General features: G+C 30.8%; 20 protein-coding genes and 2 riboswitches. Of the genes, 7 read left to right on the plus strand and 13 right to left on the minus strand.

Annotated elements, in window-relative coordinates:
• Positions 1 to 146 precede the first annotated feature (146 nt).
• On the plus strand, positions 147 to 1130 hold the full coding sequence (locus tag DMR38_RS12420; protein ID WP_175412998.1) for a sugar-binding transcriptional regulator: 984 nt from the start codon (positions 147 to 149) through the stop codon (positions 1128 to 1130).
• Positions 1131 to 1252: 122 nt separating this feature from the next.
• Here the strand turns inward: DMR38_RS12420 and DMR38_RS12425 are convergent, their stop codons facing one another.
• Entirely contained in the window at positions 1253 to 2263 is a 1011-nt protein-coding gene (locus DMR38_RS12425) for an NADH:flavin oxidoreductase (RefSeq protein WP_127721619.1), read from the minus strand.
• A gap of 402 nt (positions 2264 to 2665) precedes the next feature.
• Here DMR38_RS12425 and DMR38_RS12430 point away from each other — a divergent pair, with 402 nt between their 5' ends.
• A complete protein-coding gene (locus DMR38_RS12430; RefSeq protein WP_127721620.1) occupies positions 2666 to 4033 on the plus strand; it encodes a sigma 54-interacting transcriptional regulator in 1368 nt (455 codons plus the stop codon).
• 131 nt (positions 4034 to 4164) lie between these two features.
• A complete protein-coding gene (locus DMR38_RS12435; protein WP_127721621.1) occupies positions 4165 to 4941 on the plus strand; it encodes an arginine deiminase-related protein in 777 nt (258 codons plus the stop codon).
• A 108-nt stretch (positions 4942 to 5049) separates the two neighbouring features.
• Here DMR38_RS12435 and DMR38_RS12440 read toward each other — a convergent pair whose 3' ends face one another.
• Positions 5050 to 6201 carry a metallophosphoesterase gene (locus DMR38_RS12440; RefSeq protein ID WP_127721622.1) on the minus strand — a complete coding sequence of 384 codons (1152 nt, stop codon included), beginning with the start codon at positions 6199 to 6201 and terminating at the stop codon, positions 5050 to 5052.
• Positions 6195 to 6533: a helix-turn-helix domain-containing protein gene (locus DMR38_RS12445; RefSeq protein ID WP_127721623.1), complete on the minus strand. Its 339-nt coding sequence runs from the start codon at positions 6531 to 6533 to the stop codon at positions 6195 to 6197. The genes DMR38_RS12440 and DMR38_RS12445 overlap by 7 nt, the downstream gene beginning before the upstream one ends.
• Positions 6534 to 6689: 156 nt before the next feature.
• Here DMR38_RS12445 and DMR38_RS12450 point away from each other — a divergent pair, with 156 nt between their 5' ends.
• Entirely contained in the window at positions 6690 to 7094 is a 405-nt protein-coding gene (locus DMR38_RS12450; RefSeq protein ID WP_127721624.1) for a pyridoxamine 5'-phosphate oxidase family protein, read from the plus strand.
• A 69-nt stretch (positions 7095 to 7163) separates the two neighbouring features.
• Here the strand turns inward: DMR38_RS12450 and DMR38_RS12455 are convergent, their stop codons facing one another.
• The 3 genes from DMR38_RS12455 to DMR38_RS12465 all read right to left on the minus strand — a co-directional run bounded on the left by DMR38_RS12455 (position 7164) and on the right by DMR38_RS12465 (position 10715).
• Entirely contained in the window at positions 7164 to 8102 is a 939-nt protein-coding gene (locus tag DMR38_RS12455; protein WP_127721625.1) for a sugar kinase, read from the minus strand.
• A gap of 2 nt (positions 8103 to 8104) precedes the next feature.
• Positions 8105 to 9124 (minus strand): SPFH domain-containing protein, encoded by a 1020-nt coding sequence (locus DMR38_RS12460; RefSeq protein ID WP_127721626.1) that lies wholly within the window; start codon positions 9122 to 9124, stop codon positions 8105 to 8107.
• Between the two features lie 238 nt (positions 9125 to 9362).
• The gene (locus DMR38_RS12465; RefSeq protein WP_127721627.1) at positions 9363 to 10715 is read right to left on the minus strand and encodes an APC family permease; all 1353 of its coding nucleotides are present in this window, start codon (positions 10713 to 10715) and stop codon (positions 9363 to 9365) included.
• Between the two features lie 249 nt (positions 10716 to 10964).
• Positions 10965 to 11072, plus strand: a riboswitch (SAM riboswitch).
• A 225-nt stretch (positions 11073 to 11297) separates the two neighbouring features.
• Here DMR38_RS12465 and metA point away from each other — a divergent pair.
• Positions 11298 to 12215, plus strand: a complete 918-nt coding sequence (gene metA / locus DMR38_RS12470; protein ID WP_127721628.1) for a homoserine O-succinyltransferase — start codon at positions 11298 to 11300, stop codon at positions 12213 to 12215.
• 312 nt (positions 12216 to 12527) lie between these two features.
• Here metA and DMR38_RS12475 read toward each other — a convergent pair whose 3' ends face one another.
• Positions 12528 to 13901 (minus strand): ISNCY family transposase, encoded by a 1374-nt coding sequence (locus DMR38_RS12475; protein ID WP_127720638.1) that lies wholly within the window; start codon positions 13899 to 13901, stop codon positions 12528 to 12530.
• Positions 13902 to 14124: 223 nt separating this feature from the next.
• A riboswitch (SAM riboswitch) is annotated at positions 14125 to 14246 on the plus strand.
• Between the two features lie 170 nt (positions 14247 to 14416).
• Here DMR38_RS12475 and DMR38_RS12480 point away from each other — a divergent pair.
• Positions 14417 to 15217, plus strand: coding sequence for a hypothetical protein (locus DMR38_RS12480; RefSeq protein ID WP_127721629.1), 801 nt, complete (start codon positions 14417 to 14419; stop codon positions 15215 to 15217).
• Positions 15218 to 15256: 39 nt separating this feature from the next.
• Entirely contained in the window at positions 15257 to 16753 is a 1497-nt protein-coding gene (locus DMR38_RS12485) for an amino acid permease (protein WP_127721630.1), read from the plus strand.
• Positions 16754 to 16781: 28 nt separating this feature from the next.
• Here DMR38_RS12485 and DMR38_RS12490 read toward each other — a convergent pair whose 3' ends face one another.
• The 6 genes from DMR38_RS12490 to DMR38_RS12515 form a co-directional block, all read right to left on the minus strand.
• Entirely contained in the window at positions 16782 to 17015 is a 234-nt protein-coding gene (locus DMR38_RS12490; protein WP_127721631.1) for a hypothetical protein, read from the minus strand.
• Positions 17016 to 17095: 80 nt separating this feature from the next.
• Entirely contained in the window at positions 17096 to 17926 is an 831-nt protein-coding gene (gene nadC / locus DMR38_RS12495) for a carboxylating nicotinate-nucleotide diphosphorylase (RefSeq protein ID WP_127721632.1), read from the minus strand.
• A gap of 6 nt (positions 17927 to 17932) precedes the next feature.
• Entirely contained in the window at positions 17933 to 19498 is a 1566-nt protein-coding gene (locus DMR38_RS12500) for an L-aspartate oxidase (RefSeq protein ID WP_127721633.1), read from the minus strand.
• A 25-nt stretch (positions 19499 to 19523) separates the two neighbouring features.
• The gene (nadA, locus tag DMR38_RS12505; RefSeq protein WP_127721634.1) at positions 19524 to 20438 is read right to left on the minus strand and encodes a quinolinate synthase NadA; all 915 of its coding nucleotides are present in this window, start codon (positions 20436 to 20438) and stop codon (positions 19524 to 19526) included.
• A gap of 215 nt (positions 20439 to 20653) precedes the next feature.
• Positions 20654 to 21805, minus strand: a complete 1152-nt coding sequence (locus tag DMR38_RS12510) for a methyl-accepting chemotaxis protein (RefSeq protein ID WP_127721635.1) — start codon at positions 21803 to 21805, stop codon at positions 20654 to 20656.
• A 127-nt stretch (positions 21806 to 21932) separates the two neighbouring features.
• Complete coding sequence (locus DMR38_RS12515) at positions 21933 to 22715, minus strand: N-formylglutamate amidohydrolase (protein ID WP_127721636.1); 783 nt, start codon at positions 22713 to 22715, stop codon at positions 21933 to 21935.
• Positions 22716 to 22966 lie beyond the last annotated feature (251 nt).

Genomic DNA, 22966 nt, shown 5'->3' on the forward strand with positions numbered 1-22966 from the left:
TTGTCTTGAAAAAGCAAATTAGTTCTATTATAATTAGTTTGTGTGTGCAGGATTATCAGTAGTTTCCTTTAGTAATATTATTTCTAAGTTAATTAAAAGTTGTTTTTGAATTTACACTAAATATAAAATTAGTTGAGAGGTTAAACATGATAGATGAATTTGAAAAAATAAATGAAGCTGAAAGATTAAATTTTCTTGCCAAATTGGCTGATATGTATTATGAATTAAATATGACTCAAAGTGAAATAGCAAGTAAATTATCTACTACTAGATTTAAAGTTTCTAAATTACTTCAAGAAGCTCGTGACAAACATGTAGTAGAAATCACCATAAACAAACCCCACAGTAGAGTTCCTAAATTAGAAAATATTTTAAAAGAAAATTTTGATTTAAAAGATGCCCTCGTGCTTGATAATAAAATGCTTGCTTATGAAGAAACCTTAAGTACACTAGGAAAATTAGGAGCTCAATATGTAGATGATTTAATTAGTGAAAATTCTATTATAGGTGTACTTTGGGGTAAAACTCTTTTAAATTTAATAAAAAATTTGAAGCCAAAAAAGAAGCTACCAATAACTACTGTACAGGTAGTAGGCTCTGCTGCTAAAGATAATACTATTGTAGATTCTCAAGAACTCATGAGACGTATGGCAAGAATATATGGAGGTAAATGCAAATATTTATATGCTCCTCTTTATGTAGATAATGATTATGCCAGAAAGGCACTCATGCATGAACCTGTATTAAGCGATACAATATTCTTTGCAAATAAATCAGATATAATTCTTACAGGAGTAGGTACAATAGATGCTATGTTCTCTTCTTCCCTTTGGGCAAATTATTTAGAAAGAGTTAAGCAATACAATTTAGATGATCTAAAAGCTGTAGGATGTATTTACGGACGTGTTTACAATGATCTAGGAGAAGAAGTAGATGTTGACATAAACCAAAAAGTCATAGGAATAGATACTTCTGCTATACGCCAAGCAAAGCATGTAATAGGTATTGCTGCTGGTAAATTTAAAGCCAAAGCAATTTTAGGAGCCCTACGTGGAAAGTATATAAATACACTTATTACTGACGATGCTACAGCTTCAAAAATACTTTCTTTAGCTAAAATACAATTTTAAAATCATGGCAGCTAAAAAGTCTGTAAAAGGCATCTCTTGTAACTTATAAGACATTTATGAAATTAAAATAAGGAGCGTGCCTAGATTTATGTAAACCAATCCAGGTATGCTCCCGAAATATACTAACATTTACTATGTTCAAAACCCTCAATAGCTCTTTTAGCCCAAGCAGAATCTTTATACATGGCTCTTCCTACACCTATGAGATCAGCTTTTACATCTACAAGAAATTCCTCTGCAGCCTCAGCTTTTGTAATACCTCCAGTTAATATAACAGGCATTGATATAAACTGCTTCAAACTTCCACTAAGTTCTGAAAAATATCCCTGAGAGTTATTTCCCGGTATGGTAAATCTGCAAAATCCTCCTGAAATATCTAAAACATCCAATCCTGCTTTTTCAAATTCACAAGCCGCAACTTTACTATCTTCAAGTGTAGTTCCACCTTCCATGTAATCAGAAGCTCCCAATCTCATAAAAATGGGGAATTCAGATCCTACAACTTCACGTACTGCCTTTATTATTTGTAGATGAATTTTAATTCTACCCTTTACATCATCTCCACCATATTCATCAGTCCTTTTATTTGTAAGTGGAGAATAAAATTGATTCAAAAGATATCCATGAGCAGAGTGAATTTCTACTCCATCAAAACCAGCTACCTTTACACGAATAGCAGCATCACTAAAGCTTTTAACTATATTCTGAATTTCATCATAAGTAAGTTCTCTTGGAATACCCGATTTCATAAAAGGATTTTCCACAGCTGAAGGTGCAACTAGAACACTTCCTGTAACTGCCACTGTGGTTGCACTCCCAGCATGATTGAGCTGCATAACTGCCTTGCAACCGTTTTTATGAATAGTATCAGCTACTTTTCTTAAACCTTCTATTGTACTGTCATCTGCAACAGAAAGCTGATTTTTGCTAGCTTTTCCTTCTTGTTCAATAAAGCTGTGTTCAACTATAATGAGTGATAAATACCCTCCCCTAGATATTTCATCATAATGTTCCAAAAGCTTACTACTTACTTTTCCATCATCTTCAGATTTCTCTGTAGCCATAGGCGGCATAATTAATCTATTTTTTAAAACTAATTTACCACTGTTTAGTGGCTCAAGTAAATGTGTCATAATTTCCCTCCTGCATCTAAATTTAACTTAAATTTTATCATAGCAGACATTAAAAAACAAGTAGTGCTTTTTTATGACAAATTTAGATAATTCTTTTCTAATATCTTTCAAAAGTACATTTTGAATATGCAAATGCAGGATTTATTATAAGTTATTTCTAACTATACTTCTAATTTTAGTGTAACTTTTTCCTTATAATAAATAATTGACTTTTCTTCATTTTGAGTAATCAAACCATCAATAATTAGAATATTTAACTATTTTTTTATTCACATTTTTAGATAACTTTAAACCACTTGTAAAATGGTGTAAAATTATGATTAAATAATATTTGAATCTAAAATTTAATGTTACTTTATACATTTAATTTCAAATGTAAGATAATAAATTGAGGTGACCAAAATGTTACAGAACTATATTAAGCAAATATTAAGTTTATACAATTATATTGATGCAATAGTATTGATAGATAACAATGGAATAATTAAGTATTCTGATAACTTTAGAACGGATATTTACAACCTCTATGCTGAAGAAGTAATAGGAAAATATCTATGTGACATATATCCAGATTTAAATAAAGATAATAGCAGTTTACTAAAAGTATTAAAAACCGGAAAAGCAATTCTTAATGAAACTCAGCATGTTGTAAATTATAAAGGAATCGAAATAAATGCAGTAAATTCAACTTTTCCAATAAGGTCCAAATCTGAAACTATTGGTGCCGTTGAAATTTCAGCATATATTGATCCTAAAAAACAAAGAAAAGATATAACATTACAATTAAAAGAAAGAAATAAAAATAGAAGCAGATATTATAATATTGATGATATAATTACTTGTGATGATACCATGATAAAAATAAAGAAAAAAGTATTAAAGGTATCAAGATCCGATTCATCAGTCTTAATTTGCGGACATACAGGCACAGGAAAAGAAATTATAGCTCAATCCATACATAGAAATAGTACCAGATCTTCTAATCCTTTTATATCACAAAACTGTGCAGCCATTCCAGCAACACTTCTTGAAAGTATTTTATTTGGTACATTAAAAGGGAGTTATACAGGAGCTGAAAATAGAAAAGGATTATTCGAAGCTGCTGATGGTGGTACTCTTTTTCTTGATGAAATAAATTCAATGGAAATATCTATGCAAGCAAAACTCTTAAAGGCAATTGAAAATCAAGAAATACGAAGAATTGGTTCAGCTGAAAGTATAAAAATAAATGTTAGAATAATTTCAGCAATGAATGAATCTCCTTTAGAATCTATCGTTGAAAACAAGCTTAGGGAAGATCTTTTCTATAGAATTGGGGTTATTCAAATAAACTTACCTGATTTGAAGGATAGAAAAAATGATATTGAACTTTTATGTGATCATTTTATAAAAGAATATAATAATAAAATGGGAAAATCCATTAAAGGAATTGATAGTTCTGTTAAAAACATATTTAAAAATTATAAATGGCCAGGAAACGTAAGAGAATTAAAAAATGTTATAGAATCTGCCTTTAATTTAACATATAACGATATTATAACCGTAGAAGATTTACCTGATTACATTTTTTCTATAAAAAATACCCATTCCAAAATCACGAATTTTACAATTTCTGAAAAATCTCTAACAGAACTTGTTCAAGATTACGAAAAAAGCATTATTCAAAATGCTATAAAAACCACTACTAGTACAACTGCCGCAGCAAAAATGCTAAAAATATCAAGACAAGCTCTTAATTACAAATTGTCAAAATATAACATAGATAAGTAAAGTGAAAAAAATTTTTCTAAAAAGCAAAAAAATTTTCGCTTTTTTAGAAAAAAATAGCGGTATTAGTAGGTTTCAATATTGGCATAAGTTTTGCTTTAATTAATTGTTAAAATTATAAGGAGCTGATTATTATGATAAAAAACGTAATAGTAAGAAAACCAAGCAAAAATTTTGCAGATGGAATAACTACGTCAAACCTTGGAAAAGCTGATTATAAAAAGGCATTGAAACAACATGAGCAATACATTAAAGCATTAGAAAAATGTGGATGTAGTGTTACTATACTAGATGCTGATGAAAAGTATCCTGATTCAACATTTGTAGAAGATGTAGCAATTGTAACTGAAAAATGTGCTATAATAACAAAACCCGGTGCAGAGTCAAGAAAAGGCGAAGAAAAAGAAATAATCGATGTGCTTAAAAAATTTTATAATAACATAGAATTTTTATCTGGTGATGCATGCCTTGATGGTGGAGACATATTAAGGGCTGAAAATCATTTTTATATAGGTCAATCAAAAAGAACAAATTCCGAAGGTGCAAAACAGCTTACAGAAATACTAAACAAATATGGATATACAGCTTCAACAATACCTGTTAAAAAAATACTTCATCTTAAAACAGGAATAGTTTATTTAGAGAAAAATACCTTTATTGGAGCTGGTGAATTTATAAATAATGATTCATTTAAAGATTTCAAAATTATAAAAGTAGATGATGATGAGGCATATTCAGCAAACTGTATAATGATGAATGGTAATCTTATAATTCCAAAAGGATTTGAAAAATCAAAGAAGAATTTAGTAGATGCAGGTTATACAATCGTTGAAGTTGAAATGTCTGAATTTGAAAAAATGGACGGAGGCCTTACATGCCTTTCATTAAGAATACCTGTTGCTTCTAATTAAAATCTATTTATAAAAAAAATCAGTTTTACCTGCAGCTTCTACAGATAAGAAAAACAGAGCAAATATATGTTTTACTTGCTTTGTTTTTCTTATTTATAATTCATACACCTAGTACTTAAACTTAATTTTAATGTTTACTATTTCACCTTTTGTTCCAATTCTTATAGGAGGTCCCCAGGTTCCATAACCAGAAGTAACTATTAAATTAAAATTATCCTTTTTAAGGTATCCATAGTCATCTTCATAAATAAGACTTGTCATAAGATTATTGGGAAAAAATTGTCCCCTGTGAGTATGTCCCGAAAGCTGTAAATCCACATTTTCCTTATGAGCTTCCTCAATACCCACCGGTCTATGATTTAATTCTATAATAGGTAGGGATTTGTCTGCATTTTTCAAAATTTCATTTAGCGGTTTTATCTTTTCGCCGCTATCAGCATCCTTTCTACCTACCACATAAAAACTATTGTCTATTTTAACTGCCTTATCCTGCAGTACTTTAACTTTTGCTTCATTCATATAACTAATTGTTTCAGATAAATTTTCTCCATATTCATGATTTCCTGTAATGTAATATACACCATACTTTGAGTTTATCCTTTTAAAAGCTTGTCCGTAATATTTCTTTAACTTTGTAGTTGTGCTTTCATCAACCATATCTCCACAAAAGAAAACTATGTCAGGTTTTAATTTATTTATGGAATTCACCATTTTATCAATACCTTTTTCCTTAATCATTATGCCCATGTGTACATCTGACACCATTACCACGTTTAGTGAGTTTATTTTACCTGCACTTTTATTTATATCTATACTATAATTTGTTACGACTGGATGAAGGGCATTCCACATGCCAAAAGAAAAAATAATTAAAACTATTATAAAAATTGAAATTCCGTCATCATATATGGCACTTATATAATTTCTAATTCTCCCATTAAACCCTACCTTTTTTAAAATAAATTTTACCACATCCGTAAGCAGAAATAATATAAGCAAGTAATAAAAAATTCCTAGGGATAATGCTCCTATTAGTGTTAATAGTGAAGCTAATATGTTGTTTACTGATACAACACTTTTAAATATAGAACTTATAATATAAGAAAAAGCTATGAACCAAAATGCAATCCAATACAGTCTCTTTTTTAAATTTTTATTTTTCTTTAAAAATACCCCTTTTACTTTTCTTCCGACATAATACCATACTATTATATATAAAAGCAAAATAAGTATAAGTAAAATAATATTTTCAATTAGCATAAATTATTACCTAAACTACATTTTTTATACTCTTCTCCCCAACTCCACATGACATCTAGTATTGGCTTTAAACTGAATCCAAGGCTTGTCAGTGAATATTCAACTCTAGGTGGAACCTCAGCATATACTTTTCTATTTACAAGACCATCCTGCTCCATCTGCCTTAAATTTTGAGTCAAAACTTTTTGTGAAATACTTCCAACCGACTTCTTTAATTCTCCAAATCTTTTGGTACCTGTAAGCAAATCTCTAATGATTAAAACTTTCCACTTATCACCTATGAGTGAGAGTGTAGTTTCAACTGGGCATGCAGGCAAATCTTTTTTATCCATAAAAGTTTCTCCTTTAAAAATGTTATAAGCACACAATAGTATACTTTAGGTAACTACAGTACTTTTAAGTGCTTACTTTACATTTGATATTATGAATATTATTATAAATTTGTAAGTAGCAAATTGCAAGTTCAATTTTAAAGGAGGTTCATTAAGATGAACGAAGTAGTAAAATTTTTAAAAGAAAATCCAGTGCAATATTTTGCAACTGTAGGATTAGACGGTAAACCAAAAGTACGTCCTTTCCAATTTATGCTTGAGAAAGAAGGGAAACTATATTTCTGCACAAACAATAAAAAAGACGTTTTTGCCCAACTTCAAAAATGTCCCTATATTGAAATTTCAACATCAAGTCCAAAATTTGCATGGATAAGATTAAATGGTAAAGTTGTATTTTCAAATGATATGGAAACTAAAAAAGCTATTATAGAGAACAGTAGTCTAGTGAAATCACTTTACAAGTCAGCAGAAAACCCAATTTTTGAAATTTTTTATCTTAAAGATGCAAAAGCTGTAATAGCCAATTTTTCAGGTAATCCACCTAAAGAGTATACTCTTTAATTTTAAAGACTAAATTAAACTTCCGGAAGTTAGTAAAACATTTTTATTCCTACTTAGAGTTTTATAAAATCATATAACTAGATGTCCCTTTTTTTCAGCAAGTGTGATTGTGGCTTCTATACCAGAGTTAAATTTAAGGTAGTCACTTTCAATGCCATCACTGAATATGACTCCATTTTCAGGCATTTGAGATGATATCTTTAGTTGAGATCCTTTTTTAATTTTTCCAAAAACTATATCTGCTTTTGTAGTTCTACTTGGGAAAGGCTCACGTACAGAAAAGTACAAATAATCAATGTCCCAAGCTGGATTATTTTTTTGCTTGATTTTAAGATCTGAATTAGATGTATTATTTATAATATTTATAGCACCTGTAAGTATACTTTTGAGCCATCCTGTTGAACCAAGACCAGTAGATACAATAACTCCACTTGAAGATTGATGTTCTTCATCTTTGCCTAACTTTATATTGTACCTAGCAGATACATGACTTTTTTGTCCTATGAACAAGTCATTTACAGCATAAATACTCTGTCCATCATTTAAAGCTGCTTTTGCCATGGAAACTTCTTTAACTTGTCTTTTTACATTAAAGACATCTTTAACAACCAATTTAAGATCATCAACTTTAAATGGAAGAAGCACTCCATCCCACCTTGAAGAATCAGGATTTACACCAATTAAAAGCTGATTTGAAAGATACTTTAAAGTATTTGCCACAAGACCATCTTGTCCTATAACTACCACTAAATCATTACCCCCAAATATAAAGTTAGGTACAAAATCCCTATCCACAATTTGAGTTCTGCCTAATCCTTCAAGTTGACTTTGAGCTTTAGATACAGCTTGTTTATAAATTTTATCTTCAGTGATATAATCTGAAAAGTCACTTCCAAGATGTTCGATATAAAACTTTGCCTGTTCAATTGTATTATATCTTGCAATTAATTCTTCAAGGCCTGTCTTCCTCTTTATTATAACTATCTTATTTTCAGTTAATCTTACCATAACTAATTTCTCCCTTTAAGTATTTCTTGAAAAAGATCAGGTGATATATTAAGCTGTCCAATTTTTCCTGCATTCTCTGCTAGTTCTTGAAGGGCAAGTGCTGCTAATTTATTTGGCTGCATTCCAATACTTGCAAGAGATTGTATTATATTAGAATCTATTCCTTCTAGCGACTTCATAACAGCTGACAACTCATAAGCTTTTGCATCAGCTCTAACTTTTGAATTTTTTACAGAGATGTCAACAAGTGCTCTCTTTTTTTCTTCAAGTGCAGTTTCAAAATTCATCTTTTCTTGTTTGAGTTCATTTTGCTTTTGCTGGAAAGTCCTCTCTGCTTCAAGTTGTGTTTCTCTAACTTGTTTTTTCTTGTTTTCAACTGCTATCTCCGTATTGTATTCATTTTCCTTTACACGTCTTTCCTGCTCAATTGAAGCATTTCTTCTCTCATAAATAGCTTCATCTGCTTTCTTCAAGATTTTCTCTCTTGTCTGAGCTTCTAATGCCCTTGCAGTTTCTTTATTTGGAACAATATTTAATATTGAAAGTCCAAGTATTTCAATTCCAAGAAGTTCTATCTCCTCACTTTTTTTAATCTTACTCAATATCTCACTTGCAAGTATTTCACTTGATTTAATAGCATCCTTGAGCTCCAAATTTTCAATTGTCTTTTTAGTTAGCACCCTTACAATATTTATTACCCTCTGTGGAAGTTTTTTAGGATCATCGGAAACATAGCCCTTTCCTTTCTTCATATCAAGTGTATAATTTAAAACTCCTGCAATTTTCTTTTGGTCGACAATTCTAAAAGTAACCTGTCCTTGAACCGTAACCGTTTGAAAATCTGAAGTAACTTCTTCAAAAATAAAAGGTGAATCCACACTTCCAACAGGGACAAGAACAATTGAAGTGGTTGGAACATAATAATAAAATGATATTCCAGCACCTTCCCTTACAATTTTACCATTCCTATACTTTAATACATACTCACTTGGTTGAAATTTTATAAATTTAAATCCAAACATAATTTATTCCTCCTAAAAAATATTATCAAACTTATGTAACTTAAATTTTCAAGCTGCTTCTTATCCATATTGTCACCTACATGCTTAAGTCTTGTTATTAACTATTTGTTATTAACATTATAATATTAACATGCATCTATGTCAATATCTTTTAATATAGATATCAAAAAATAAAAACAAAGGGCTAAATACTTTAACCCTTTGTTTTTATGCATTCAATTAAATTCTATTCTTATCCTTATTCCTCAATTTTTTCTTTACAAAACATAGCTCCAAAAATCATTACAACTGCAAAGACAATCAGATATGCAGCGACTTCCATTTTATGAGAAAAGCAAGCAGCAATTATCATAAAAACACATCCAGCTAAGGAAATAATAGGTGCTATAAATCTCTTAAATGGGTTTAAATCCTTTTCCTTTTTCATCATCATAATAAAAATAGGAATGTATAATGCATAGATAGTAACTATAGGTAATTCAGAAGAATCAAAAGAGAAAAATCCAAACCAAGGTTTTGTTAAGTTAGCACCATAAAAGTATAATAACCATATACCACAAAGAAGCAGTCCAAATACAGATGAATTAGTAGGCATATTTGTCACATTATCAACTTGCTTAAATACATCTGGTTTTGGTCCAATATTCCTTGCTGCTAAAGAATAAATACCTCGAGTACATCCCAGCATTAATCCATTTAAAGTTCCAAGGCAGGAAATGATAACAAATACAAACAGCAGTGAACCACCTACTGATGAAAAAACTGTTTGGAAAGCCAATTTAGCTCCTGCTTCACCGCCAGCCATCATAACCTTATTTGTTACTGCTCCAGCTAGTCCTACATAATAGAGTATGTAAATAATCATAATTACAAAAGTTCCTCCAACAAGCGCCAATGGAAGATTTTTCTTTGCATCTTTTAACTCTGCATTAATACTTGTAGCAATGATCCATCCTTCATAAGCAAAAGCTGTAGCAACAACAGCTGTAAACAGTGCATTAGAAGTATTAACTTCTTTTACTACCGTTGTAAAATTATATGCAATCATACCATTACCCACACCCACAACTGTTCCAATTACAGCCATTAAAGCTAGTGGAATAAGTTTTATAATGGTTGTACTAACTTGAAATTTACCTGCTAAAATTGGTGACAGTGAATTTAACGCAAAACTTGCTATCAAATATACGCCTGCAATAGTCATACACTCTCCACCTGTAATTGAGAATCCAAGTAATACACAAGTATATCTAGCCGAAATCCATGCTAATACTGACGTCAATGTTGGATAGTAAATGAGTGCCATAAACCACCCAACATAATATGCATACTTTTTTCCCAAAGTAGCTTCTGCATAATCTACTACACCGTTTACATACTGATACTTAGTTGCCATTACCGCAAAAGTATAGGCACAAGAAATCATAATAATACCACCTATAACCCAGGCCAGTATACCAAGTGTAAGATTTCCACCTGTTGCAGTTAAAACTTTTTCTGCTTTAAAAAATACACCACTACCTATAACAATTCCGATGACCATGGCTATAGCAGTAATAAGGCCATACCTTTTTTCTAACTTTGCTTCCATAATTAAATCCCCACCTCTTTGATTTATTAATATTATAATGAATATTGCTTTTATACATCATGCTGTCTAATCACTACAATCAGCATGAAATATTAATTTTTATTGTACCACAGAATTAAATATTTACCAACATTTCTTTTTCTTCATTGTTGTGAATTTTCAAATTATTTATTGATATTGAGACAACTTGTATTTGACAAAAGTTCAATTTTAGTATACTATATAATAAATTAAATAAAGTCAATTTAAATCTTATCAAGAGCGGTGGAGGGACTGGCCCTATGAAACCCGACAACCAACATTTTTCATTTGAATGTATGGTGTTAATTCCAGCAGATTATTTCTGAAAGATAAGGAAAATAGTTTCTATAATTAGTATTAAAAGTTGTTTTTCTTATGAAAGCAGCTTTTTTATTATACAAATTATTTAAATTAGCCTATTCCTTTGTATATCTATTCACTACTTAAATATTCAAAATAAGATTTTTATTTGATTAAGGCATTTGAAAAAATATCCTAGCATACTGACTAGTTATTTCTTTGAAAATGCCTAAGCTACCTATATATAAAGGAGGATTTTTTATGCCAATAAATATACCTAACGATCTTCCAGCCTCTAAAACGCTGAAGGCTGAAAACATATTTGTAATGAATGAAAGGCGTGCATTAAAACAAGATATAAGGCCTCTTAATATAGTCATATTGAATCTAATGCCGGTTAAAACCGTTACGGAAGTACAACTTTTAAGGTTGCTTAGTAACTCCCCTATTCAAATTGATATAACATTGATATATCCTAAATCCCACAGATCAAGAAATACTTCAGAACAATATCTTCTCAAGTATTATGAAACTTTTGATGAAATAAAAGATAGAAAATTTGATGGCATGATAATAACAGGAGCACCTGTTGAAAAACTGAAATTTGAAGATGTTGACTATTGGGATGAATTAACTGAAATAATGGACTGGAGTAAAAAAAATGTATATTCAACTTTACACATATGTTGGGGTTCTCAGGCTGGACTTTACCACCATTTTGGTATTCCAAAATATACTTTAGATAAAAAAATGTTTGGTATTTTTCCACATATAATAAATGAAGAAAATACACAGTTGCTTAGAGGATTTGACGATATATTTTACGCACCTCATTCAAGACATACCTGTGTAAAAAAAGGAGATATTGAAAAAGTACCTGAATTGGAAATACTTTCAGAATCAAAAGATGCCGGAGTCTATATACTTTCAACAAAAGGCGGACGTCAAATTTTTGTAACAGGTCATCCTGAATATGATACCTTAACATTAAAATCAGAATATGATAGAGACGTAGCAGCTAATTTGCCCATAGAGATTCCCAAAAATTATTTTCCTTATAATGATACAACCAAACAACCTAGAGCAACTTGGAAAAGTCATGCCAACCTTTTATTTATAAACTGGCTGAATTACTATGTATATCAAGAGACACCTTATAATTTGGATAGTCTTCAATAACATAGAAAAATGGAAATGACCTTTTAATAAAATAGTGTCATTTCCATTTTTTATAGATTTCTACAATTTCATAAATAGGTTCAAAATAACCAAAATCTATTTAATAAGTTTATTCATATCTTCAGCAACATTCATATTGTCCTGTAACATAATTAGATTTTTATGTCAACTAATTTTGAAAATGTCCCAAAAAGTTTTAATTATTAGCACCAGCAATAGCTGGTGCTTTGTTACGCTTATAACATTATTTTTAGGTATAGCAAACACATCCATCAACTTAAAGTTTTTTAAGTAAAAGGGCTTTTTAGTTCTTTAAGCTATGTTTTCTTTTTGTCTATGAGCCTGCTTATTGCAATAATGTTCAAATGAAGCCTGCTTCCATGGGTGACTCATCGGCGGTATATAGTGTTTCTTTGGAGTTTTTGAGGTCTTCGCAAGATCAAAATTTTTTGATGAAGGAACATGATCCGGAAGCAATTCAAGTGCATAAACTTTTTCGTTTGCACAAAAATATAGATCATTGTTAAATGCCTTTATTACTATACCGCAGGTACCTTTATGGTAATATACTGGGTGACCATTAGCATCTACTGGAAGATAATATCCTTTATTGTATTTTACACAACTCCCATTGTCTACTTTCCTACTAGCAAGTACACCAAGAATTAAATTGATTTTCTCAATATCAGGTTGCGTTTCGAATACAGATTTGATATTATCAACAGGTAAAGCAAATCGAGCATTGAATTTTTTTATGTAGGAGTTTAAAAATTCATTTGCCTGCTCAATCGTGCTTATACCAGCTAAACGCAATTCGATAGGAAGTCGTGATTGCAGTGTTTGAAACATTCGTTCCACACGCCCCTTGGCTTGTGGAATGCTGCTGGTTTTAATCTCAATTCCTAACTGCTTGCAGGCATAACCGAATTGGGTAAAAGTGTCCTCTTCGATAGAAGGGGATTTCTTTTGTTTATACTCAAAAACTGTACGCCTATCGGTGTAAAACATATAAGGAATACCATAGGTTTTCAATATTTGCTCAAGTACATGGTAATATCCATTTAGCGTTTCTTGAACATCGAAATAAGCACCTACAATAGCACCTGTGGCATCATCTACAGCTATATGAAGCTGACTTTTTTCTCCACCAAACCAAGGATGAAGAGAAGCATCCATCTGAAGCATTTCTCCAAAGTAGGCACATCTCGGACGCCTAGGATGAGCATCTTCGATAGCAAGAATAGAACTTTGAATAACACTAGCCTGCTTTTTTGACTTTGTAGATTTTTGCATATCTTTAAGTTTAGTGTATAGAGCCTTCTTAGAAGAACGTTTTGCCTTAGGAGACAGGATGAATTCCTGCAAAAGGATGGAACGTATAGTGTTTGATGAAACTTTGATTCCTTCAAATTCTTTTAAGAGTTCTGAAAAATGAGTTAAATTGGTGCCTTCATATTTTGTTCGATATAAGTCAACAATAGTCTGTTTTGTAGAATTATCTAAAGCATGGACAGGTTTTTTACCACGATTTCCATGTATAAAAAAGGCTTTTCCCTGCTCTTTATACCCTTTAATCATTCTGTTAATGTGCCTAACAGTACAGTTAATCTGTACAGCAGCTCTTTGCTTGTTACCATTGCTCTCTACTAATTTCTTGATTATGTTATATTTTGCATTCTCATTCATTGTTAAAACTACCTTTCTGATTTTGTCCACCTCACTTCTTAGTCATGAGGTTTTATTATACTATAAACTTATTTATTTGGGACATAATCAAATGCGGTATACTAAGACATTATCACAATTCAATCATATGTCCTGTAACATAATTAGATTTTTATTGACATTGAAAAACATAACATATATAATACATATTAGTTAATAAGAATTTTACAAAAAATTAAATAAATCCTTATCAAGAGAAACTTAGGGACTGGCCCTATGAAGTTTCAGCAACCTCATGCTTTGCCCATGCGTAAACATGTAAAGGTGCTAATTCCAGCAGATCATAATAATTCTGAAAGATGAGGGAGAGATGTTTTTTTAATAAACTCTCATAATAACCTATGCTATTTATCCTCTTCTTTTTAGAAAGAGGATTTTTTATTTTTCGGTAAAAAATTCATGAATTTAAAATACATTACTTAAAGAGAGGAAGTGAATAATGTATTTTTACATATTAAAATACATTAGTACAAATTATGGACAAACTTACATCAAAAGAAATTATAAAACTTGGACTAAAAACTGGAGCTTCTCTAGCAGGAATTGCAAATGTTGAGGACCTAAAAAAAGCCCCTGCATTTACTGTAGTACCTAAAATGCCTAAATACAACGGTGTTGGAACTTATATGCGTGGAGAAAAAGATAAATTTCTAACAGAGGTTCTATGGCCCCAGGGAATAAAAAGTGTACTTATTTTAGCTTATCATCATCCTGTAGACAATCCTGCTGTGGACTATTGGATTGAAGATCATAATACTATAGGCAATAAAAAATTAATTAGTATTACCAAAAGTGTTAAAAGTACATTGGAAAATGAAGGTATAGAAACCTATTCTTTTAATTATCATGTGGAAAAGGGCGGAATATTCTTAAAAGATTCAGCAGTAGTGGCTGGATTAGGATGCATAGGTAGAAATAACTTATTGGTTACACCTGAATATGGTCCTCATGTAAGATTAAGAGCACTTGGTTTAAGTTTAGATTTACAATCAACCGGACCTTCTGCATACGATCCATGTAAAAGCTGCAAAATTAAGTGCTGGGAAAAATGCAAAAAAGGTGCATTTGCTAAGGAAATATATTTTCCTTCAGAATTAGGTAGAAGTGAACTACCTGGAAGAGTTGGAAATTTCGATAGAACCTTGTGTAATATACAAATGGAAGAAGATGTAGCTAGCATTAAACCTTTGACTATACCTGAAGTTTCCACAAAAGAACCCGTTAATGTTATAAAATATTGCAGAACATGTGAATATGCGTGTCCCATAGGTAAATAACTATATGTTTTATTGTTAAACAAAAGGAGGAAGTTTAAAATGGACACAAATTCAAAATCAAATGAACAAGGTCAACTTAAAAGGACTCTAAAAGCCAGACATATGAACATGATCGCCATAGGAGGATCAATTGGAACCGGTTTATTTTTTGCCAGCGGCAGTGCTGTCAGCACAGCTGGACCTGGCGGTGCTGTTTTAGCTTATGTAATTATGGGAATTTTAGTTTACTTTTTGATGACATCCCTCGGCGAGATGGCAACACTTTTACCTATATCAGGATCTTTTGAAACTTATGCTACAAGATTCATTGACCCTGCATTAGGTTTTACCCTTGGATGGAATTACTGGTTTTGCTGGGCAATATGCGTTGCCGCTGAATTGGTTGCAGGTTCAATGATTGTTAAATTCTGGCTTCCAAATACCAATACTACTTTATGGAGTATGTTATTTTTAGTAATAATTTTTATCTTAAATATTCTTTCAGCAAGAATTTACGGTGAAAGTGAATATTGGTTTGCAAGTATTAAAGTTGTCACAATTATAGTATTCCTTATAGTAGGTGTTCTCATGATATTTGGCATTTTAGGTGGAAAATCACCTGGATTAAGTAATTGGGTACTATCAGATGCTTCTGGGAAGAAAGGACCTTTTGTTGGCGGAATATCTGCTATTATTAATGTATTTTTGGTTGCAGGATTTTCTTTCTCCGGAACAGAAATAGTTGGCCTTGCTGCAGGTGAATCGGAAAATCCTGAAGAAAATGTTCCTAAAGCTATAAAAAATGTTTTCTGGCGTATTTTACTATTTTATATGGGGGCAATTATAGTAATTGGGTTTTTAGTACCTTTCACCGATCCAAACTTATTAAAAAGTGGTGCAGATAATATTTCATACAGTCCTTTTACCATGGTATTTAAAAGATCTGGTCTGGCAATTGCGGCAAGTATTATGAATGCAGTAATTTTAACATCTGTTCTCTCCTGCGGTAATTCAGGTCTTTATGTAGCTTCACGTATGCTTTATTCCCTATCCAAAGAAGGGAAAGCACCTAAATTTTTATCAAAAGTAAACAAACATGGTGTCCCTACAACTGCTTTATACGCCACAACTGTTATTGCTTGTTTTGCTTTTTTCGCCTCTCTGATTGGAGATGGGAAAATATATTATATACTATATAATGCTTCTGGTATCACAGCCTTCTTTGCATGGTTAGGTATAGCTATCTGCCATTATAGATTTAGAAAAGCATACACTGCACAAGGCAAAAATTTGAAAGATTTAAAATATAGGGCTAAATTATATCCATTTGCACCTATTATATCTATTATACTTTGTATAATTGTTATATTCGGTTCTAATATATGGGTATTTCAAGCTAAAACATTTAGCTGGTTTGATTTTGTAACAAATTATATGTGTATTCCTATATTTATATCTTTGTATATTGGATATAAGATTATTAAGAAGACAAAAATAGTACCTCTTAAAGAATGTAACTTTGAGTATAATGAAGATGAAAAAAAGCCATCAGCTTAGTTTAGCTGATGGTTTTCTCTGTTATTTACTAAGATTTAATTTTATCCAGCAGTTTTTCAATATATTCAAGTATAACCCTCTGTTTTATATCTTTAAACATATCGTCAGTATCCCATATCTTATCTTTAATACAAAGACTGTCTTTTATACATATACTTTCTCTTAATCTAGTTGCATCCAGTTCCAATTGACTTTTTAACTCTTTCAAGTTTTCTATAGCCAATGTCATCACCTCATTTGTTCCTCTTAATATACTATTCATAACTTTAGAATTTGGAACTCTATATTAATGAATCTTATTTGCTTTCGCTGTATGCTTGGGAGTGTTACAGTAGGTAGCCATCAGATAAATCTTAAACTTATATCCATTGCTTTTACAGAATGTGTAAGAGAACCTATAGATATTATATCAACACCAGTAGAGGCAATATCTACTATAGTATCTTCGGTGACATTTCCTGAAGCTTCTAAAATAAACTTTTTATCTACAAATTTCACAGCCTTTTTCATAGTATCTACATCCATATTATCCAACATAATTACATCAACTTCAGTATTAACCGCTTCTTTCAGCTGATCGAGATTTTCTACTTCTACTTCTACTTTAGCTGTAAATGGAATTTTACTTTTTATTCTTTTTACGGCTTCCGTTATAGAACCTACTGCCCTTATGTGATTATCTTTAATCATTACAAAATCAGACAAATTCATCCTGTGATTGTATCCTCCTCCTGCTGTAACAGAATACTTATCCAAAATTCTAAATCCAGGAAGAGTTTTTCTTGTATCTACTATTTTCACATCATAATCCTTTACTAAATCAACCATCTTATTAGTTTTAGTTGCAATTCCACACATTCTTTGAAGTATATTAAGGGCAACCCTTTCTCCTTTTAATATAGATTTAGAATTTCCCTCTAGTTCTACAATAACATCACCTTTCTCCACTTTAGAAGTATCTTTTACCTTGACGTTGAATCTTATACTGCTGTCCACAATTTCAAATACTCTTTTAGCCACATAAATTCCAGCAATAACACCTGACTCCTTTGCAATAAATCTTCCTTTTGAAACTTCACTTTCTAAAAGCAAATTATCTGTAGTAACATCACCGTAATTTATATCTTCTATAAGAGCATTTTTTATTAACTTATCAACTATTAAGTAATTCAAATTCAATCACCTCAAAACTAAATTATCTTTAGAATACTCTTCTATATAATTACTTCCTATAGAAGTCTTGCTTTCCAAAGTAGCCCTAATTATACTTCTAGCAACTTCATACATATTATAAACTTCTACTTGCTCAATACTTTTAAAATTTATATATTGAAATTTAAAAAGAACTTCATCTACAACCTCTAATGCAATTTTAATGTTATCAATTCTTCTAACTATTCCTAAATTATTTTCCATTAATATCTTCAGATTTTGCTTAAGTTTTGAAAAGTTCATGTGACTTTCTTTACATTGAGGAATAAATTCACTGTTTTCAAAGTTATCTTCATCTATAACTTTTACTTTATTTAAGATATCCTCCGCAGCCCTTTTTCCGAAAACCAGGGCTTCCATTAAAGAATTGCTGGCAAGCCTGTTTGCCCCATGAGCCCCAGTACAAGCACATTCTCCGACTGCATAAAGGTTTTCCATACTAGCTCTTCCAAACAAATCCACCTTAATACCACCCATAAAATAATGCTCAGCTGGAGTTACAGGTATGTAATCCTTATACATTTCTATACCATTGTCTTTACATTCACTATAAATCTTATTAAATCTATTTTCTAAAAATTTTTTTTCGTACATAGTAGCATCCAAATAAACATAATTGGAATCAGTTTTTTTCATTTGATCACTAATTGCTCTAGCTACAATATCCCTAGGAGCAAGTTCCATCCTTGAATCATATTCTTTCATAAACCTGTTTCCACATTTATTTTTAAGTACCGCACCTTCTCCCCTTACAGCTTCAGATATTAGAAACATTTTTTCCTCATTATTTTTAGAGTATAAAGCTGTAGGATGAAACTGAATGTATTCCATATCTTCTAAGGTTACCTTTGCCCTTATTGCCATGGCAATTCCATCTCCTGTAAGTACATCTACATTAGTAGTTTTAGAAAATAACTGTCCAATTCCACCAGAGGCTATTACGCAGCACTTTGATTTTAAATAAACAAATTTATTTTTGTAAAATGTCATTATACCACAACATTTATTTTTGTTATCAACAATATCCAGGGCGAAGATATTAGGTATTATTTCTATATTGGGAGCATTTTTAGCCTGGTTTACAAGAACCTCCATTATAGCTTTTCCTGTAGAATCTCCATTTACATGAAGTATCCTTGGAATAGAATGATTTCCTTCAAAAGACCTATAAAAATTACCCTGGGAGTTTTTATCAAATTTAACTCCAAGACTAACCAAATCATTTATAGCTTTCTCAGATTCATTTACAAGTACATTTACAGCTTCCAAATCATTAACATAGCATCCTGCATTTATAGTATCCTTTACATGAAGCTGTCTGTCATCATTTTGTATACTTGCTGCAATTCCTCCCTGAGCCAGATATGAATCACAATCATATACATCCTTTTTGCTTAAAACCGCTACTTTTAAATTTTTAGAAAGCATTAAAGCAGTATAAAGTCCTGCTATTCCTGCTCCAATTATAACTACATCAAAGCTCTTGCTTTCACAGGAATTCACGTTATAGTTTGCTAAATATCTTCTTTCCACTTTACATCACCAGCCTATATAGAATTTATTCAATACGTAACATTTTCTCAAGGGAACCCAATGCCTTTATTCTCATTGATTCAGGAATAAATATTTCATGTTCCATATTTAAAAGAGAATTGTGGACATCTTTTAGTGTAGTCATTTTCATATTTTGACACACAAGTCTTGGACTTAATAAATAAAACTTCTTCTCAGGATTATCATTTTTCATTTTATGAAGTACCCCTATTTCAGTACCTATGATGAATTCCTTATTTGGTGATTTCTTTGCATAGTCAATTATCTGTGACGTACTTCCAACAAATTCAGCACTATCCCTTATTTCTTTTGAAACTTCAGGATGTACTAGCATTTCAGCTCCAGGATGCTCTTCCTTTATTTTTTTAACATCTTCTATAGTTATTCTGGCATGAGTTATGCAGTGACCACCTGACCAAGGTATGATTTTCTTATCTGTAACTTTTTCGGCTACATAACTGGCAAGATTTTCATCTGGTACAAATAATATCTCATCCTTATCCATGCTTTCTATAACTTTAACTGCATTAGAAGACGTACAACATATATCACTTATAGCCTTAACCTCAGTAGAAGAATTTATATAACATACTACAGCTGCTTCTGGATGCTTTTCTTTTTCCTCCATAAGTTGCTCTTCATCTATACATTCTGCTAAAGGACATCCTGCATATTTTGAAGGAAGTAAAACTGTTTTATTTGGTGATAGTATTTTTGCACTTTCTGCCATAAATTTAACCCCACAAAATACTATAACTTCATTATCCATTTTAGCAGCAGCTCTACTTAGTGCAAAAGAATCCCCTACAATATCTGCTATATCTTGAACTTCTGGCAGTTGATAATTATGTGCCAATATGCACGCATTTTTTTCTTTTTTCAACCTATTTATTTCATTTATTAAAAATGTTTTGTCCATATTACACCTCTACAATAATATTTTTGTTTTATAATATATTAATATTTTTATACCATACCAATATTTTTATACTACAATTTGATGTATATACACCAGTATATACTATTTTTTATGTTTTAACAACATCCAATAGAGATACTACTAAATTCCACCTTTACAATTACATTAAAAAAAAGTATGAATCTTAATCCATACTTTTAGTGAATTATTACAATTTATAAACTATTTACAATTTGATTTAAATTTTCTGACATAGATGTAATTTCTTCTATACTAGCTGTTATTTCCTGTGTAGCCGCTGCCTGCTCTTGACTTGAAGTCAATGAATTCTGACTCATCTTGCTAGAAGATTCAACCTTTTCCTTGATATTATCTGTTAACTTTGCAATTTTAGGCACTGTACTTCTTGACTGTTCTGATAATTTTCTGATTTCTTGTGCAACTACTCCAAAACCTTTTCCAGCATCTCCTGCCCTAGCTGCTTCAATTGAGGCATTTAATCCAAGCATCTTAGTCTCATCTGAAATACCTTTTATTAAAGAAGATACTTCATTTATCTCTTCCGACAAAGATATTATTTGTTTTATTTCATTATCCAGATTCTGCTCATTTGTATGTATTTCAGATGCTGAAGCAGCTAATTCTTCAATAGTAGAGGATACTCCTGTAATATTCTCCGTAAGATCATTGGACATATTTTTCAAATTCACTGTAACCCCTCTAGGTATAATCATTCCAAAAGTACCCACAACATCACCTGTATCCTCATCACATAATGGATAAGTTGCCATCCTAACAGCTCCTAAGTCCCCTAAAGCATCTATATTCTCTGATGCAAATTTTTTAGTTTGAATCGCCTTACTTACTACAGATGCAGGATTATCTAAAAATGAAACTCCCGGCTTAATAGCAGGTATATCAAATTTTTCAGATCGCTGTACACTAGTAACCTTTTCCAAGTCAGATAAAATAAAAAAAGCTCCTTCTGGAAACATTTCAACTAATATTGGTGCAAAATTCTTAAATGCCTTTGCTACAGGATGTGATTTTAAAAATACAGAACAAAACACCCCAGTAACTTGTCCATTTTCATCAGTTATAGGTTCTTCAAAAATTTTAAGTGCTCCATATTTAGATTTTGAAATGTTCTCTGTAACATTTTTCTTTTCCTCTAATGCTTTTAATCTTAAATTATGTTGACTTAAATCAAATCCAATATCCATTGACTTCATATCAAATATCTTTGATTCCTTTTTCCAAACAACTTTACTTTTCTCAGTAATAAAATATACTACCCCACCTGGTATCATTTCCGCTTGTGATTCACACATACGTTTTACATAATCTAATTCATTTATAGAAATCATAAAAATCTACTCTCCTTATATTATCTTTAAAAATTATATTAACTATTATTTTTATTATAGTTAACCGGCAGAACTTAATCAATAAATTTACTATACTTTTTACCTTGTTTGTCTAATTTTCACTTTATTAATCCATAATGTCTAATTTTTCTTTTATATGGGAAAAAGCTTTATACAGCCGTCGTTTAGCATCGTTAAATAATGTGTTGTCTATACTTTTAACTTTTTCTTCACCAAAATATCTATTTTCTATATATGCTGTATACCTTATTTCAATTTGTATGGCCTCAACATTTTTCATAGAACTGTAATGAGATACTATATACCCTCCCCTTAGTCCCTTTTCATTAACTTTTACATTAAACCCCTGAGAAGTAAGCGCGTCATATACCACCCTTAAAAATTCTTTAGAACAAGTTTTTCCTTCACGGGTTCCAAGTATTATATCTGCTTTCGACTGTTCAAAAAAGCTGTGTAAATCCAACAAATAGGCTCTATTCTTTAGCTTTAAAATTTTGTCTATTTCCCTTTGCAAGCAAAAATGATATACATCATAGATATTTTTTATTCGTTCTTCTATTTTCTCCTCTTTCAAAAGTTTATCATAAATTTTTTTGTCAAAGGTAGTATTATAATATACTAAGGACTTTGTATATTTACCCTGTACATATTTATTTTCAATATTTCTATTTACATCTATAACATATCTGCTGTAATTAGCCGACACTACAGTTATATTTAACTCGTGTAAAAAATCATAAAGGTTATTTAAAAACCAATCATTGTTTGGAAGCACCACTCCTTTTTTCATGCTTTGTTTCATTTCCAAAGTTATTTTACTAGATCCATGTGGAATACTTGCAACTATATTACATGGATTTTCACTATTTATTACATTAACTGGATTCATCAATATCCCTCCAAATTATAGAATTTTTAAATATAAATCTAACATTATTTGGTCTTTCCCTATTTTAATTGTACAAGTATTTAAATATCAATGACAGTCATATTAAATTGGTATTAGAAATTTATTTTTGTAAAAAGTCACAATGTGTAAAATATAGTAGACAAATTTAAGTATAATATTTCAGATACAAATAGTATACTTAAATTATAAAACCACATTTTATAAATAATATATATGCAGCAAATAATATG

It is taken from the genome of Clostridium sp. AWRP (genome assembly GCF_004006395.2).
GTDB lineage: Bacteria > Bacillota > Clostridia > Clostridiales > Clostridiaceae > Clostridium_B.

Bases quoted from the DNA above. Each gene is read 5' to 3' on its own strand.
- DMR38_RS12420 (WP_175412998.1), top strand. From the start codon at position 147: ATGATAGATGAATTTGAAAAAATAAATGAAGCTGAAAGATTAAATTTT.
- DMR38_RS12425 (WP_127721619.1), bottom strand. From the start codon at position 2,263: ATGACACATTTACTTGAGCCACTAAACAGTGGTAAATTAGTTTTAAAA.
- DMR38_RS12430 (WP_127721620.1), top strand. From the start codon at position 2,666: ATGTTACAGAACTATATTAAGCAAATATTAAGTTTATACAATTATATT.
- DMR38_RS12435 (WP_127721621.1), top strand. From the start codon at position 4,165: ATGATAAAAAACGTAATAGTAAGAAAACCAAGCAAAAATTTTGCAGAT.
- DMR38_RS12440 (WP_127721622.1), bottom strand. From the start codon at position 6,201: ATGCTAATTGAAAATATTATTTTACTTATACTTATTTTGCTTTTATAT.
- DMR38_RS12445 (WP_127721623.1), bottom strand. From the start codon at position 6,533: ATGGATAAAAAAGATTTGCCTGCATGCCCAGTTGAAACTACACTCTCA.
- DMR38_RS12450 (WP_127721624.1), top strand. From the start codon at position 6,690: ATGAACGAAGTAGTAAAATTTTTAAAAGAAAATCCAGTGCAATATTTT.
- DMR38_RS12455 (WP_127721625.1), bottom strand. From the start codon at position 8,102: ATGGTAAGATTAACTGAAAATAAGATAGTTATAATAAAGAGGAAGACA.
- DMR38_RS12460 (WP_127721626.1), bottom strand. From the start codon at position 9,124: ATGTTTGGATTTAAATTTATAAAATTTCAACCAAGTGAGTATGTATTA.
- DMR38_RS12465 (WP_127721627.1), bottom strand. From the start codon at position 10,715: ATGGAAGCAAAGTTAGAAAAAAGGTATGGCCTTATTACTGCTATAGCC.
- metA (WP_127721628.1), top strand. From the start codon at position 11,298: ATGCCAATAAATATACCTAACGATCTTCCAGCCTCTAAAACGCTGAAG.
- DMR38_RS12475 (WP_127720638.1), bottom strand. From the start codon at position 13,901: ATGAATGAGAATGCAAAATATAACATAATCAAGAAATTAGTAGAGAGC.
- DMR38_RS12480 (WP_127721629.1), top strand. From the start codon at position 14,417: ATGGACAAACTTACATCAAAAGAAATTATAAAACTTGGACTAAAAACT.
- DMR38_RS12485 (WP_127721630.1), top strand. From the start codon at position 15,257: ATGGACACAAATTCAAAATCAAATGAACAAGGTCAACTTAAAAGGACT.
- DMR38_RS12490 (WP_127721631.1), bottom strand. From the start codon at position 17,015: ATGAATAGTATATTAAGAGGAACAAATGAGGTGATGACATTGGCTATA.
- nadA (WP_127721634.1), bottom strand. From the start codon at position 20,438: ATGGACAAAACATTTTTAATAAATGAAATAAATAGGTTGAAAAAAGAA.
- DMR38_RS12510 (WP_127721635.1), bottom strand. From the start codon at position 21,805: ATGATTTCTATAAATGAATTAGATTATGTAAAACGTATGTGTGAATCA.
- DMR38_RS12515 (WP_127721636.1), bottom strand. From the start codon at position 22,715: ATGAATCCAGTTAATGTAATAAATAGTGAAAATCCATGTAATATAGTT.